The 14,287-nt window shown below is 47.4% G+C and carries 15 protein-coding genes and 1 pseudogene; 6 read left to right on the top strand and 10 right to left on the bottom strand.

Annotated features, from left to right (window positions below; all coding sequences use genetic code 11):
- Positions 1-308: 308 nt before the first annotated feature.
- The 3 genes from ACIG3F_RS15280 to ACIG3F_RS15270 are packed head-to-tail and all read left to right on the top strand — an operon-like array spanning position 309 to position 2,055.
- Positions 309-881 carry a nuclear transport factor 2 family protein gene (locus tag ACIG3F_RS15280; RefSeq protein WP_180038963.1) on the top strand — a complete coding sequence of 191 codons (573 nt, stop codon included), beginning with the start codon at positions 309-311 and terminating at the stop codon, positions 879-881.
- Positions 857-1,357 carry a chalcone isomerase family protein gene (locus ACIG3F_RS15275; RefSeq protein WP_180038962.1) on the top strand — a complete coding sequence of 167 codons (501 nt, stop codon included), beginning with the start codon at positions 857-859 and terminating at the stop codon, positions 1,355-1,357. The genes ACIG3F_RS15280 and ACIG3F_RS15275 overlap by 25 nt, the downstream gene beginning before the upstream one ends.
- Positions 1,358-1,368: 11 nt before the next feature.
- Complete coding sequence (locus tag ACIG3F_RS15270; RefSeq protein ID WP_180038961.1) at positions 1,369-2,055, top strand: response regulator transcription factor; 687 nt, start codon at positions 1,369-1,371, stop codon at positions 2,053-2,055.
- 5 nt (positions 2,056-2,060) lie between these two features.
- Here ACIG3F_RS15270 and ACIG3F_RS15265 read toward each other — a convergent pair whose 3' ends face one another.
- The 9 genes from ACIG3F_RS15265 to nudC form a co-directional block, all read right to left on the bottom strand.
- Positions 2,061-3,395, bottom strand: a complete 1,335-nt coding sequence (locus tag ACIG3F_RS15265) for a HAMP domain-containing sensor histidine kinase (protein ID WP_213687773.1) — start codon at positions 3,393-3,395, stop codon at positions 2,061-2,063.
- Positions 3,396-3,434: 39 nt separating this feature from the next.
- Positions 3,435-4,484 (bottom strand): cyclopropane-fatty-acyl-phospholipid synthase family protein, encoded by a 1,050-nt coding sequence (locus ACIG3F_RS15260; protein WP_180038959.1) that lies wholly within the window; start codon positions 4,482-4,484, stop codon positions 3,435-3,437.
- An 8-nt stretch (positions 4,485-4,492) separates the two neighbouring features.
- The gene (locus ACIG3F_RS15255) at positions 4,493-5,272 is read right to left on the bottom strand and encodes a DUF1295 domain-containing protein (protein WP_180038958.1); all 780 of its coding nucleotides are present in this window, start codon (positions 5,270-5,272) and stop codon (positions 4,493-4,495) included.
- Between the two features lie 25 nt (positions 5,273-5,297).
- A complete protein-coding gene (locus tag ACIG3F_RS15250; protein ID WP_180038957.1) occupies positions 5,298-6,494 on the bottom strand; it encodes a cyclopropane-fatty-acyl-phospholipid synthase family protein in 1,197 nt (398 codons plus the stop codon).
- The gene (locus ACIG3F_RS15245) at positions 6,491-7,285 is read right to left on the bottom strand and encodes a DUF1365 domain-containing protein (RefSeq protein WP_180038956.1); all 795 of its coding nucleotides are present in this window, start codon (positions 7,283-7,285) and stop codon (positions 6,491-6,493) included. Before ACIG3F_RS15245 ends, ACIG3F_RS15250 begins: the two co-directional genes overlap by 4 nt.
- Positions 7,286-7,294: 9 nt before the next feature.
- Entirely contained in the window at positions 7,295-8,578 is a 1,284-nt protein-coding gene (locus ACIG3F_RS15240) for an NAD(P)/FAD-dependent oxidoreductase (RefSeq protein WP_180038955.1), read from the bottom strand.
- Positions 8,575-9,561, bottom strand: coding sequence for an acyl-CoA desaturase (locus ACIG3F_RS15235; RefSeq protein WP_180038954.1), 987 nt, complete (start codon positions 9,559-9,561; stop codon positions 8,575-8,577). Before ACIG3F_RS15235 ends, ACIG3F_RS15240 begins: the two co-directional genes overlap by 4 nt.
- Positions 9,562-9,693: 132 nt before the next feature.
- A complete protein-coding gene (locus ACIG3F_RS15230) occupies positions 9,694-10,242 on the bottom strand; it encodes a lipocalin family protein (protein ID WP_180038953.1) in 549 nt (182 codons plus the stop codon).
- A gap of 120 nt (positions 10,243-10,362) precedes the next feature.
- Positions 10,363-11,136 carry an NAD(+) diphosphatase gene (gene nudC / locus ACIG3F_RS15225; RefSeq protein WP_396470438.1) on the bottom strand — a complete coding sequence of 258 codons (774 nt, stop codon included), beginning with the start codon at positions 11,134-11,136 and terminating at the stop codon, positions 10,363-10,365.
- Positions 11,137-11,520: 384 nt separating this feature from the next.
- On the opposite strand from nudC, the gene ACIG3F_RS15220 reads away from it, so the two are divergent.
- Positions 11,521-13,044 carry a cryptochrome/photolyase family protein gene (locus ACIG3F_RS15220; protein WP_213687770.1) on the top strand — a complete coding sequence of 508 codons (1,524 nt, stop codon included), beginning with the start codon at positions 11,521-11,523 and terminating at the stop codon, positions 13,042-13,044.
- Positions 13,045-13,047: 3 nt separating this feature from the next.
- A complete protein-coding gene (locus ACIG3F_RS15215; RefSeq protein WP_180038950.1) occupies positions 13,048-13,200 on the top strand; it encodes a DUF2256 domain-containing protein in 153 nt (50 codons plus the stop codon).
- On the opposite strand, the gene ACIG3F_RS15210 is transcribed toward ACIG3F_RS15215, so the two are convergent.
- Positions 13,197-13,448 carry a TIGR03643 family protein gene (locus tag ACIG3F_RS15210; protein WP_373683236.1) on the bottom strand — a complete coding sequence of 84 codons (252 nt, stop codon included), beginning with the start codon at positions 13,446-13,448 and terminating at the stop codon, positions 13,197-13,199. The two genes, ACIG3F_RS15215 and ACIG3F_RS15210, sit on opposite strands and share 4 nt — an antisense overlap.
- A 301-nt stretch (positions 13,449-13,749) precedes the next feature.
- Here ACIG3F_RS15210 and ACIG3F_RS15205 point away from each other — a divergent pair.
- A pseudogene (locus ACIG3F_RS15205) lies at positions 13,750-14,287 on the top strand (IS3 family transposase); the annotation flags it as partial.

Genomic DNA, 14,287 nt, shown 5'->3' with positions numbered 1-14,287 from the left:
GTGTCATGCTTGACTCCAAAAACAAGCATTTCCCATGCTTATTGGGGAGTAGATTATCACTTATAGGCGTGGTCTAAAATCCTAGAACCACATCAAAGCATTCTCGTGGCTTTAAATTATGAATTTCTGCTTTCTGCGAAAAGTTGGGGAATGTCAAAAAAGGCTTAGACAGGACTGAGGATATACACGTTACTCCATCATTAAAGAGCTTCTGTTTACTGCTCATTTAACAGCCTTTCATCCTCTTCACATTCTGTTCACGACTTTCGGCCTAAAGTATCAGCATAGACCTAATACGGATAGCCAATATGAAACATGTCAAAAAAATACTGCTAGCTACCTTGTCCTTACCGCTACTAGTTTTAGCTGGATGTAAAAGTATTCCTAGCTATTCAAGTGATTATGCAAAATCCAGAAACCAAATTCAGGGAACTGCGCTGGATCAGGCTAAAGCCCAAGACATCGGCATACGCTTTACCTCAGCATTTAATACTTTGGGTACACCTGCATTTATTGAACGAGCCGGATCACTCTATGCCGATCAGCTGTTTATTAACGATACCTTATCCCAATTTTCATCACGTCAAAATCTACTCCAACATTTTCAAGGGATGAACAAGCGTGTCAGTAACGTGAATGTCAAACTATTAAATACCTCCTATTACCAAGACTCTGCCTACGTGCACTGGCATATGACCTATGACTTTAAAATGTTTGGCACGACTCGAACTATGGATTCTTTTGGGATCAGTGAAATCAAAGTCAACAGAGACAATAAGATTATTTTCCAGCAGGATTTCTGGGATCCGGCCAATGGCCTGTATCGTTCTTTACCTTATGTTGGAGGAGCATATTCATGGGTACTGCCATTCAAAAAGTAGTATTAAGTACGGGACTACTGATGCTCTGCAGTTTCAGTTCATGGTCACATGCCCAGAATATGAATCAGTGTGGTCGTGGTCCACTTTTGGTGGCTCAGAAACAGGTTGGCGTCGCCCGTTATTATGCTCAGAACTGTACAAAACCCTGGCAAGGCCAGAATATGCAGATTGATTTTTCCTATACACAGAATATTCCGGAATGGGCTTTCAAGCGTGCAGCGACCCATTTTCTGAAGCGTAATGAGCGAGAGTCTAAACACTTAATAGTATTAGATAGAATTACTCAGCTTTATAAGCCGGTAAAACCGGGTGATCTTTATCGTTTAAGCTATCAAGCCGAGACACAGACCCTGACCTTGATGCTGAATCAGCAGGTACTAGGCAATCTTCAGCATCCTCTAGCACAACAATATTTTAATATCTGGCTGGGTTCGCAGCCATTTAGTGCTAAATTAAAACAGCAATTATTGAATTAGTCTCTGCCGCTATGTCGAAACATTTTATCCTGATGGTCGAAGACCATTATGAACTGGCCTCTACCTTATGCGAGTTTCTGGAAGAACATGATTTTGTAGTGGATCATGCCCGCAATCTGAACGCTGCACGCCAGCTACTGAAACAGCAGCGCTATCATATTTTGCTTCTAGACATTAATTTACCTGATGGTTCAGGTTATGAACTGTGTGAATGGCTGCGTCATGAGGAAGGGTTGGATTTACCCGTACTGATGTTGACGGCGCGCGATACGCTGGATGACAAACTCAAAGGTTTTAATTCCGGCACGGATGATTATCTGGTTAAGCCCTTTGATTTTAACGAGCTGGTGGTTCGGGTCAAAGCTCTGATTAAACGTTCTTTAGGTGAGGTATCCAGTGGCCGGCTACAGATTCATGATCTGATTTTGGACCCGGCCAGACAGCAACTGACGCGAGCCGGCCAGACCATTGAATTACCCCCTATCCAGTTCAAACTCCTGAAATTGTTAATGCGTCATTCACCTAAGGTCCTAACCAAACAGGAAATCATGATGGAGCTTTGGGGAGATGCAGAACCGGAAAGCGATGCCCTGCGCAGTCATATCTATAATCTGCGTAAAATGGTTGACAAGCCTTTTGAGCAGAAACTGATTCATACCATCTCCGGTGTCGGTTTAAAGATTGCTTTAGAAGCCTAAGCTTTTCAGGCGAAAACCTCGTTTAAATACACCACTACAATCAGTCCGGTGGTCATTGTCAGATCAACATCCTGATGGGTGCTAAGATAATATTGCCGGTCAAACAGTTCCACCCGCCAGCCCAGCTGCTTGCACAGTTTCTGTACCAGTTGCAGACCAATGCCGTGCCCTTTGATTTCTAGTTGTAGTTGCTGGTCGGACAGTTCCTGAACTTTGGAGTTATTCGGTAAGGGAATACCCACTCCATTGTCAGCAATCAGCACTTTATTTTTTTGCAGAATGACATCAATTTCCGTGCCTTGCGAATAATTCAGTGCATTGCGCAGGATATTGCCAAACACCATTTTGGTCATTGACGGGTACATTTTACGCGGCTGTTCATCCAGGTCTTTTTGTAGGTCGATCTGCATGCCTTTGTTGTGGCTGACACTGTCCAGATCCTGTACCAGATTCTCCAGACATTCTGACAGCATAGTGGGCTCGGCTATCAGGGTGTTGGTGGTATTTCGGGCGATGGCCAGTAAGGTATCGACCAGCAGCTGCATGTCTTCAATAGTGTTGTGCAGGCGGGTAAAGGATTTGTTGTTACCATAGCGTGCCTGACACAGTTGCACATTGCCTTTTAAAATCGTCAATGGGGTGCGCAGTTCATGACTGACATCACCGGTAAACTCACGTTCACGCTGAATAAATGCACTCAAGACCTGATGGTATTTTTCTAATGCCTGCTTCAGGTATTCAGCTTCCAGATTGGAATCAGTGCGAATGTCCTGAAAAGGTGAAGCCTGATTTTTCTGATGTTCCCAGTCGATATGTTCCAGCGCATTGGCCAACCGGGTAATCGGAGAAAAATAACGTTTGGCGCGACGGTTCCACCACCACAATACGCTGTACAGCACGAACAAACTGACCATCAGTGGTGCCAGACCAAACAGCCAGACCAGTTTGTTGACGTTACTTTCGCCAAAGACCAGCAGCACATGCTGCCGATTTTTTTCACCGTAGACGGTCATGCGCTCTTTACCATCGACAAAATGCCGATTGACGCCCTGCTCGAACTGCATGTGCTGAAACTGCATAGGAGGGGTATCATACCAACGATAACCATATAGGTTTTTGGTGTCGGGAAGTTCGGCGGCCGGATTGCGTTCCAGCCGCTGCCAGTAGTGTGACATTTCCTGTTCCAAGGCGGTGCGCAGCAAAAAGCCTTTAATCACCCAGGCACTACAGGCAATGCCAATCACCACCGACAAGGCAATGAATCCGATTTGCAGCCAGTAATAGCGGTTAAACACCTCACCCAGAGGATGATCGCGTTTGTCCCTAAACAGCTTTAACATTGATCAATTCCCCGTTGGCGCATCCGATTCAGCGTTTAATTATACGGCTTTCTTTTTAAACAGAAAGTGGCCGATCACCCACTCGTGTCCATGGTCATAACCGAATAATTCGGCACAGGCCATAAAGAAAATCCGCCAACGTTGCCACCAGATGGTAGCATCTGCGCCATAGGTCTGTTCAAACAGGGGCTGCAGCTCGGCCTGCTTTTGGTCCATATTCTCCAGCCAGGCATTTGCGGTGCGTTCATATTGGGTGCCGGCCCATTGCCAGTGCTGTTCCAGCTGCAAATGCTGCTGGAAATGCAGGAAAGTTGAAGCTGCCGGCATCAGACCGCCACTAAAGAAATATTTCGACATCCAGTCAAATTCATTTTTAACTTCAAATGGATAATGCAGGAAACGGTGACAGAAAATATGGCACCAGAGCAAGCCATCGTCTTTCAGCCAGCTGCTGATATTTTCAAACAGTTTCTGGTAGTTGCGCACATGCTCAAACATTTCCACCGAAACCACACGGTCAAAAGCAGCCGGTTCCAGTTGCAGTACATTGACATCACAGGTGACCACTGTCAGGTTCTGCAGTTTTTTCAGACGGGCCTGTTCCTGAATATACTGGCGCTGGGTTGAGGAGTTCGACACTACGGTAATCCGGGCGTTAGGATAATGCTCGGCCATATACAGACTGAGTGAGCCCCAGCCACAGCCAATTTCCAGAATATCCTGCCCGTCCTGTAGTTGCGCACGCTGGCAATAGCTGGCCAGTGCGGCTTCTTCCGCCTGATCCAGTGTGGTATGATCATGTTCAAACAGGCTGGCGCTGTATTTCAGCCGCTTGCCTAGCACCGCCTGAAAAAATGCGGTGGGCAGTTCATAGTGCTGTTCATTGGCTTTGTCGGTCTCGATGGCAATTGCGCTGTTTTTCAGCATATGCAGCACATCCATATAACGCTGTGCCGCCAGTGCCGGGTCAAAGCGCCCTTCCTGTGCCAGACGTTTTTTGCTTAAAGTGCGAATGCCTGCGCGAATCACGGCATCGGGCAATTTACCCTTTTCAACCAGTTTTAAAGATTGTTGAATCATAAAGTCCATGTATTTACCTACTCTTTGGGTGGCCACGGAATAAACATTGAAGTTCGTCGTTGATAAGCTTTGTAATTTTCGCCGCGATGGGCCAGTGCCTGTTGTTCACTAAACGGAATGCCAGTAATGTAGTACAGAAACAACCACATCAGCAGCGGATAGAGCCACAGTTCATAGACTCCTGCCGCTAGACCGAGAACCGGATAGGCAAACCAGTGTAACCATTCAAAAAAATAGTTCGGATGACGTGAGTATTTCCATAAGCCCCGATCCAGGGTTTTGCCCTTATTCTGGGGATCCAGCTTGAAGCGGTAGAGCTGCTGGTCGGAAGTACTCTCCCCGATCAGCGCCAGCAGCATGATCATGCCTGCCACCAGTACGGTATAGGGGGTCCAGTCATTCCACTGCTGGACCGGAATATTAAGCAACTCCAGCATCGGATAGGAAAACAGTGCCACCAGCCCGGCCTGAAACATAAAAAAGGCCAGAAAACCGAGATGCTGATAATCTCCCATGGCCCTGCGCATATTGGCATAGCGGGTATCTTCTGCAGTTTCACTGGCATAACGGCGCAGCAGATGCCAGGTCAGGCGTAAGAACCAGATTCCGCTGAACACGCCCAGAAATACCCGGATCAGCAGCGGTGCAGTTTCCATGACCCAAGCAGGGATGATGACATTGAGTGCAATACAGAAACTCCAGGCCACATCCACCAGTCCGGCACGCTGGTTATAGGTCACTAGCAGCCAGCTACAGAACATGATAAAGACATTCAGCACCAGTAAATTCAGCAGCATAACAGCCCTCCTGTTTTATCTTGGCTTAGTAAGCACTGGCTTCGAATAACAGATGCACATCACTGATTACGCCTTCGCGGAAACCACCTTCGCAATAGCACAGATAAAAATCCCACATACGGATAAAGGACTCATCAAAACCAAGCCCCATTACCTGATCACGTTGCTCCAGAAAACGTTGGCGCCAGCAGTGCAAGGTTTGGGCATAACTCTGGCCGATATCTTCCAGATGCTTGAGACGCAGTTTTTGCTCGGAAGCTGCTTGGGTCATGACACTGATGCAAGGAATAAAACTGCCCGGGAAAATGTAACGCTTGATATAGTCCACGGTATTCAGGGCTTTGGCATAGCGGGCATCTTCAATGGTGATGGCCTGAATCAGTGCCAGACCATTCGATTTCAGCAATTCACGGCATTTGTTGAAATATATCGGTAAATACTGCTCACCTACAGCCTCGATCATTTCAATCGACACCAGCTTGTCATATTTGCCTTCCAACAGACGGTAGTCTTTCAGCTGGACATCCACGCGATGGGATAGTCCGGCTGCCTCTATTCGCGCGACCGCTTCATCATATTGTGCTTGGGAGATGGTAATGGTGGTTACCTTACAGCCATAATGCAGTGCTGCGTAAATGGCAAAACCACCCCATCCGCTGCCAATCTCAACTAAATGATCCATCGGTTTCAGCTGCAGTTTCTGGCAAATCAGTTCTTTTTTATAATCGGAGGCCTGTTCCAGACTCATGCCCGGTTCTTTAAATACCGCACTGGAATACATCATGCTGCTATCTAGGAACAGCTTGAAAAAGTCATTGCTCAGGTCATAATGCTCGGCAATATTTTTACGGCTGCCATCAATTGAGTTTTTGCGGGATTTGTACCAGGTCTTTAACAGGAACTGACTGGCCTTGGCCAGCGCATTCTGGTTCATCCGGTCCAGCACATCACGGTTACGCGCCAGAATGCGAATCACATTGACCAGATCTTCACTGCTCCAGTAGCCGCGAATAAAACCTTCAGCAGCACCGAGTACGCCATTACGGAACAGCAGATCCATCAGCCTAGCATCATGCACCTGAATCACGGCATACAAATCACTGCTCTCTCCCACAATCCCGTTCCAGGCGCCTTTAAAAATCAGCTGACCATGACGTAATTTCAGCAGATGGCGCAGTACCACCGGCATTGTGCTTTCTTCTCCCATAAACAGTGTTTTCATCGCAATGTGTTTCCTTTTTCTTTTTTAGGATGTCGGTAAAATGGAATTTTCTTCTTCCACAAGCGAAAGGCATGCAGATAAATTCCACCGACCATCCTGAAGGGCTCAAGAACTTTCAGCACAGCATAGCGATGCTGTTGTGAAGGAACTGTGATGGCTTGCAACGAAAATTGCATGGTGGCATCAAATTGCAAGATTCCTTGCTGAAACAGCTGCATATGAATCACATTGTTTTGATCGGAAAAGCTGAAGCGCCAGCGGTAATCCAGCGCCATCGGCATGAATGGCGACACATGAAAGGCCTTCTTGAAGTCAAACTGGTGACTTTGGTACGGTGCATATTCAGTTGCATTGTGCCGACAGTCGTGAATATAGACCTGACGTTCATTCCACGGTGTATTGGTAATTTCACTGAGGACAAAGATCAGCTGGTCGGTGGCATCAAAGACCAGATAAAACACCACAGAATTAAAGCGAAAGCCGAGTGTACGCGGCAGAGCCAAGACCCGGATGGATGCGGCATGCGCTAACAGGTAGTTTTCCCGCTTGATCAGCAGACGTGCGACCTTCTGCCGAATCGAACCACATTCCATGGTCAGAAAATCACGTTCGTCCAGAGTGAGGAAATTCCAGCGATTGCAAGACCAGAGCCAGGATTTTTGGGTAAAGCTTGAGAGCTGATCCGGATCAAAGTATAGATAGGTCAGCCGGGTCTTAAAAGCATGCGCTTTAGGCAAGAAACGGCGATGCCGGATTTCCGCAGAGGCAATCGCCAGTGGAAACATTTGCATCATATCCTCCTAGGCGGCCTGCTCGGTCTGTTTTAAGAGCTGATCGACCACCCACGCAGCGCTACGGGCACCATCTTCATGAAAGCCCCAGCCCCAGTAAGCGCCACAGTATGAGGTGCGGTTCTGGCTATTGATCTCGGCCCAGCGTTCTTGTGCTTCAATCGCGCAGGCATCAAACACCGGATGACGGTAATGCCGTTCGACCCAGACCTTTTTAGGATCCAAGGCAAAGTTAGGATTCAGGGTGGCAAGAACCTGAGTCTTGCATTGCAGGTTTTGCAACTGGTTCATCCAGTAACTGAAACCATAGTGCATACCGCTGTGCTGGAATGGCGTCTGTTCAGCTGCCTGACTTGGGGTGACATGCACATGCCAGCTGGCCCATTGACGACGGGATTTGGGCATGATGCGGGTATCAGAATGCACCACCATGCGGTTAGCCTGATAGCGGAACTTGCCCAGCACGTCCAGCTCCTGCACTGTCGGGTCTTTAAGTAATTTCAGGCTGTCGTCAGCATGACTAGCAAAGATCACCCAGTCAAAACGCTCACTGCCCTGTGCTGTTTCAACCAGTACATCATTGGCACTACGGGATACCTGATGCACAGCAGTTTTGCGGAAAGTAATATTGGCCTGGGACTGAATCGCACGAACGTAGCGAGCCGATCCACCCTTGACTGTAAGCCATAAGGGCCGGTCTTTCAGTTGCAACATGCGATGGTGCTGGAAAAAGCTGACCACAAATTTATAGGGAATCTGTCCGGCTTGTTCCACCGGACAGGACCACAGCGCCCCACACATCGGATAGAGATGTTCCTGGCGGAAAGCTTCGGAATAGCCATGTTGATTTAAATACTCATCAATACTGAGCTGTGCATCGACCTGCTCCACATCCAGATCTTTATTCGCCGCATAGAAACGGAAAAGATCCGACAACATCGCGCGAAAATCTGCGTTAAAAAAGTTTTGCGGTCGGAACAACAGCGAGAATTTTTTTGACGGATTGTACTGCAAGCCGCTGACCTGATTATTCACCGAAAAGCCCATGTCACTGCTTTGTGATTGAATCCCAAGTTCTTTCAGCATTGCACAGAACAGCGGATAGTTATGCTCATTGAACACAATAAAGCCGCTATCCACCGCGACCTGTTCACCGTCTATATTCAGCTGATGGGTATCGGTATGACCGCCGAAGTAATTATTCTTTTCGAAGACTGTGACTTCATGCACTTTGCTGAGTTTCCAGGCAGCATACAGACCGGAAATACCTGAACCAATAATTGCAATTTTCATGGTGATTCCTTCGATTGAATTTTTTGAGTGCCTGCCGTAGCGGCTTTTTTCTGTTTTCGAGCCTGAGCTATTTTACTGACTTCATAGACCCGTGCCGGAATGGGCTTGATTCCCCAGACCATTCCGAACCAGGACATGAGTTTTAGTAGGTAATAAGTCACATCAATCTGCCACCAGTAAAAGCCCTGCCGGGTACTTCCAGCATAATAATGGTGGTTGTTATGCCAGCCTTCGCCCAAAGTAATGATGGACAGGAATAAGTTGTTGCGGCTGTGATCATCCGTGTCAAAATCCCGGCTGCCATAATGATGCGCCAGTGAATTGATACACAAGGTGGCATGGATCAGTAACACGGTAGACACGACAAAGCCCCAGACCAGCAATTGCAGGCCGGACGTACCGAGTTGCGGCCAGGTGATGGCCAGCCAGTACCCGAGTGCATAAATTCCACCCGCGGTCAGCAGTACCACAATTAAACTGAAACGATCTAGCCAGATAAGTTCCGGATATTTCAGCCAGTCCTTGATCACTTCTTTACGCGTAGCAAAATTATATTCATTCAGAAACCAGCCAACATGGCTGTACCAAAAACCATGCGTGGAGGAATGCGGATCTTGCAAGGTATCGGTATAGCGGTGGTGATAACGGTGATGCGCCGCCCACCATAGCGGACCACGCTGTGCACTCATGGTGCCAATCAGCACAAACAGGAACTGTACCGGGCGGGAGGTCTGAAAAGTTTTATGCGACAGATAGCGATGAAAAAAAGCCGTGATGGAAAACATGCGGATCAAGTAGAACGCGAGCATAAAACCAAGCGCAAACCAGGATACCCCGACCCAGAACACAGCGAAACAGGCCAGATGCAGCAGAATAAAGGGCAAAATACGGATCCACCGAATCTTGCTATTTTCAGCAGTCAGTGTTTCGGTTGGTGTCGATATAGACCAGCTATCTATCCATTGCATCAGACTTTTCAACATGGACTCATCCTATTTCAAGCAACTGTCTTTATTTCATTTGATGAGTGTAATCAGTCAGATATGAATTTTATGTGAAGTGAAAAAAAAGCCGAACTGTAGAGAGATTTGGCAGTTCGGCAAAAGGGTAGCAGATTAATGGGGCAATTTGATTAACTTTGTGATGTCGTAACCATAGTGTTTCGCAGTCTCCAGATAGGACTGATAGGTTGCTTCGTCCAGTTGCGGTTCACGCGATAAAATCCACAGGTATTTATTACTCGGTCCACCGACCAGTGCGACTTTATATTCCGGATCCACTCTTAATATCCAGTAATGACCTTTGGTGAAGGGGATCCACCTTAAACCTGGCGGCAAAAAGCTGACCTTGAGTTTGCTATTGCCCTGATTTTGCGGATAGGCGACCCCTTCAGAGCTGATCATTTCACCATTTTCAATCCGGCAGCTATTTAGGACACGTATGGTCCGATCGGCCTTGACAGTGTATTGTGCCGAAATATCCGACACACATTTACGCTGAAAATACATCGGTAAATGCGCAATTTCATACCACTTGCCTGCATACTGTTGGATATCCACCTGATCGACTGCCTGAGGCGCAACTGTTTCCGCTCGAGTCAGCATGCTTAAGCTCATGAGGGTCAGTGCCGTAACCGCAAAAACTGACTTGAATAGAATATTCATTTTTAAGCCTTAAATGATTTCAGGACTAAGATAACCCAGGTGGATGTGAACAAAGCGTGAAGACAAAATGATGTGATTTAGCAGGCCTGCTGCCAAAAAAGCTCTAGGCTGTTTTCCGGGTTAAAGCCATTCTTTGCTGTCATCTGCCACAGGGGTACCATGCATCACATGCTGAATCATGGCATAAGCGATACTGCCCTTGAAGGGAATCTCAGGTAACTGATCAAACTTGAAAAATTGCGCGTCGCTCAGTTCATCTTCCTGAATCTGAATCTCACCCGAGTGATACTCTGCCTTGAAGGCCATCATCAGGTTGCTGGGAAACGGCCACGGCTGGCTGGCCAGATATTGAATATTCTTGATCTGCAGCCCGACTTCTTCCTGCGTCTCACGGCGTACTGCCTCCTCCAAGGTTTCGCCGACTTCAACAAATCCAGCAATCAGGCTGTACATCTGGGTTTTATTGCGGGCATTTTTCGCCAGCAGAATTTCATCTGTACCCCGGGTGATGATGGTAATCACGCAAGGATTCACCCGCGGATACTGGTTATAGCCACAGGATGGACAGACCATGGCATACTGGCTGGCGTGCTGCTGGGTAGCATGGCCGCATTTACTGCAAAAGCGGTGATTACGGCGCCATTCCAGTAACTGTACCGCACGGCTGGCCTGTTCAAACTGCGGCCTGCTCCAGACCTGTACCAGTTGCCGGATCGGGACCAGTTGATAACCTTCGGGCACTATTTCATCTTCTTTTAGATCGCGTGCAATGACCTGGCCATTTTCCGACAGGTTCAGGTCGTGCTGCAGTCTTTCCACCTGCGGCAACTGGAAATGATCATCCACCAGCAATTGCTGCTGTCTAAAAATATACGCTTTTGAATGCATGCTCATGACAATCCCCGGATTAAAAAAAATCCCATACAGAGGGGTGTATGGGACAAAACTAAGGAAGCTTACATGGAGTAACTTCATGGAACATACTAGGCGCACGCTGCCTGAATTACAACCATAATAATTTGTATCTTTTTGATTAAAATAACATAATTTTCACACCAATTATGCCTTCAGGAATAATGCGAAGCGAGTTTCATCAACTGGCTGTAGCATTATAGAGATGAACAGTCTGTTATTGTAGCAATTATGATTTCTGTGCAATGTCAGCAGATCATCTGGTCGAGCTGAATTGACTGAACATGCGGGCTGATCTTTATTTTCACAAAAAATTGAACTGGCTGGCTTTACACTAGGCTATCTTTCATCGGGTCTGGAATGGCTATGCGTTTCGGTTTAATTCTGGGTGACCAGCTACATCATCAGCTTGCTACGTTTAAATCGCTGGACCGTACCCGGGACGTGATCCTGATGGCCGAAGTTGTTGAGGAAGCCACTTATGTCGCTTATCATCAGCAGAAAATTGCCCTGATTTTTAGCGCGATGCGGCATTTTGCCAAAGCGCTTAAAGCTCAGGGCTGGCGTGTACGTTACCACACCTTTCAATCCGGCAGTCCGATTCGCAGCCTGCTGGATTTCGTACAGGCACAGCGACAGCTGTTCCCCGTCACAGAACTGGTGATGACTCACTGCGGGGAATACCGCCTGCAGCAGCAGATTGAACAGCACTGGAGCCAGCAGCTGCAAGTGCCAGTCCAGTGTCTGGATGACGAGCGTTTTTTCTGTAGCCCGGAGCAGTTCCGGCACTGGGCCAGCCGCTATCAGACGTTGCGCATGGAATATTTTTACCGGGAAATGCGCAGGCAGACCGGCTATTTGATGCAGGGACAGCAGCCCGTAGGACAGCAATGGAACTATGACAGTGCCAACCGTAAGGCCTGGTCAGGTAATCCCCCTTTGCCTGAACCCCTCTGCTTTGAGCACGATCAGATTGATCTGGATGTACTGCAACTGGTTAAACGTGAATTTTCCCGGCATCCCGGAAACCTTGCAAGTTTCCGCTGGGCCACCACGCGCAATGATGCGCTGCGCGCGCTGCAGCATTTTATTGACCACAGTTTGCCGCACTTTGGCGATTATCAGGATGCCATGGTTCAGGGTGCAGACACGCTGTTTCACAGCCTGCTCTCGCCTTATCTGAACTGCGGCCTATTGCTGCCCCGAGAAGTCTGTGATGCCGCAGAAGCGGCTTACCATGCTGGTCATGCGCCACTGAATGCCGTGGAAGGGTTTATTCGGCAGATTCTGGGCTGGCGCGAATATGTCCGCGGGATTTACTGGCTGAACATGCCCGAATACGCCAGCCGCAACGTGCTGCAGCACTCAGCACCGCTGCCGCAATTTTACTGGACCGGCCGTACACGGATGAACTGTATGACGCAGTGTTTCCGCAATACCTTTCAGCATGCCTATGCACATCATATCCAGCGTCTGATGGTGACTGGCAATTTTGCCTTATTGAGCGGTGTTGATCCCCATCAGATCAGTGAATGGTACTTGGCGGTGTATGCCGATGCCTATGCATGGGTAGAATTGCCGAATACGTTGGGCATGGTGATGCATGCCGATGGCGGCTTGATGGCTAGCAAGCCTTATGCCGCTTCGGGCAATTACATCCATAAGATGTCGGATTACTGCAAGCACTGTAGCTACAGTGTCAAAACCCGCACCGAGCCGGACAGCTGTCCATTCAATAGCCTGTACTGGTATTTCATGATCCGGTATGAAGCGACATTCCGTAATCATCCACGTATGGGCATGATCTATCGCCAGCTAGATAAACTTCAAGATCGGCCGCAGATCATCAGCCATGCCCAACAGCTTCTTAGCCAGATCGATGAGTTATAAACCATGAAAAAACAGCATCTCCCTGAAAAAACCTGTATTCACTGCTTGCGCCCTTTTACTTGGCGCAAGAAATGGCAACGCTGCTGGGAGGAAGTCAGATACTGTTCTGAACGATGTAAACGTGAGTCTAGACGGCGGTCAAAATCAAACGCTTAGAAACGCTTGTATTGCCGTGAACAATAGGCCCGTATCACATCGGGTGAACGCAGTTGCAGATGTTTAGTTTTTCGGCCGGTGACTCGTTCACGCCACATTTTAAAACTCGATGCTTTCATATTTTTCCGCATCAAGCGAATCACTGCAGTTTCATTTAAGCCAAACTCACGCTGGATGGCTTCAAATGGGGTGCGATCTTCCCAGGCCATTTCAATGATCCTTGACAGATCTGCTCCCGCATATTCAATTACTTTACGCACCACATACCTCTGCTTACTTTCATTTTTAAAATAAAAATTGAGCGATAAAATTTAACGCTATCTCTCTGTATCTGGGTCAGATCAAGTTGACCAGACTCATCTTAATAAAACGAAGATGAAGATTTTGTGATTTTTTACGTGGATTGTATGTTGTTGCTGTCCTATCGGGCCTTCGAGCTCAGCCTGTGGTCCAAATACCTGTGATGTGGGTCTAGGATTTTAGACCATGCCTATAAGTGATAATCTACTCCCCAATAAGCATGGGAAATGCTTGTTTTTGGAGTCAAGCATGACACGAAGAAAACGTCGTAATCATTCAGCAGATTTTAAAGTTAAAGTTGCTCTCGCAGCAATTAAAAGGCGACCACACACTCGCTGAACTTTCTACTCAATTCGATTTACATCAAAACCAAATAATTGATTGGGAAAATCAACTGCTTGAGCAATCAATCAGTATTTTTCACGACCAACAGCACAACAAGAACCTGAGATTGACCTCAAAGCTCTACATGCCAAGATATGACATCAGGCATTGCAAATTAATCTTTTAGAAGGTGCACTCAGAAAAATAGGGCAGCTGAGCGGCAAAAAATGATCGATAAGACCCATCAACTTTCGGTAAGACAACAATCGCAATTGATTCAAATCAATCGCAGTACGTTGTATTACAAGCCCAAAGAGATTTCATCAACTGATTTGAGTTGGATGCGTCTGATCGATGAAATTCATCTCGACTACCCATTTATGGGCAGTCGAATGATACGAGATATGCTACAGCGTCAAGGACATCAAATAGGTCGGCGTAAAGTCCGACGGTTAATGAGCTA

The sequence above is a fragment of the Acinetobacter sp. NPDC052428 genome, assembly GCF_044547685.1.
In the GTDB taxonomy this organism is placed as follows: domain Bacteria; phylum Pseudomonadota; class Gammaproteobacteria; order Pseudomonadales; family Moraxellaceae; genus Acinetobacter; species Acinetobacter lwoffii_G.
The sequence above is the reverse complement of the archived record's forward strand: the minus strand, read 5'-3'. Positions and strand labels throughout refer to the sequence as shown.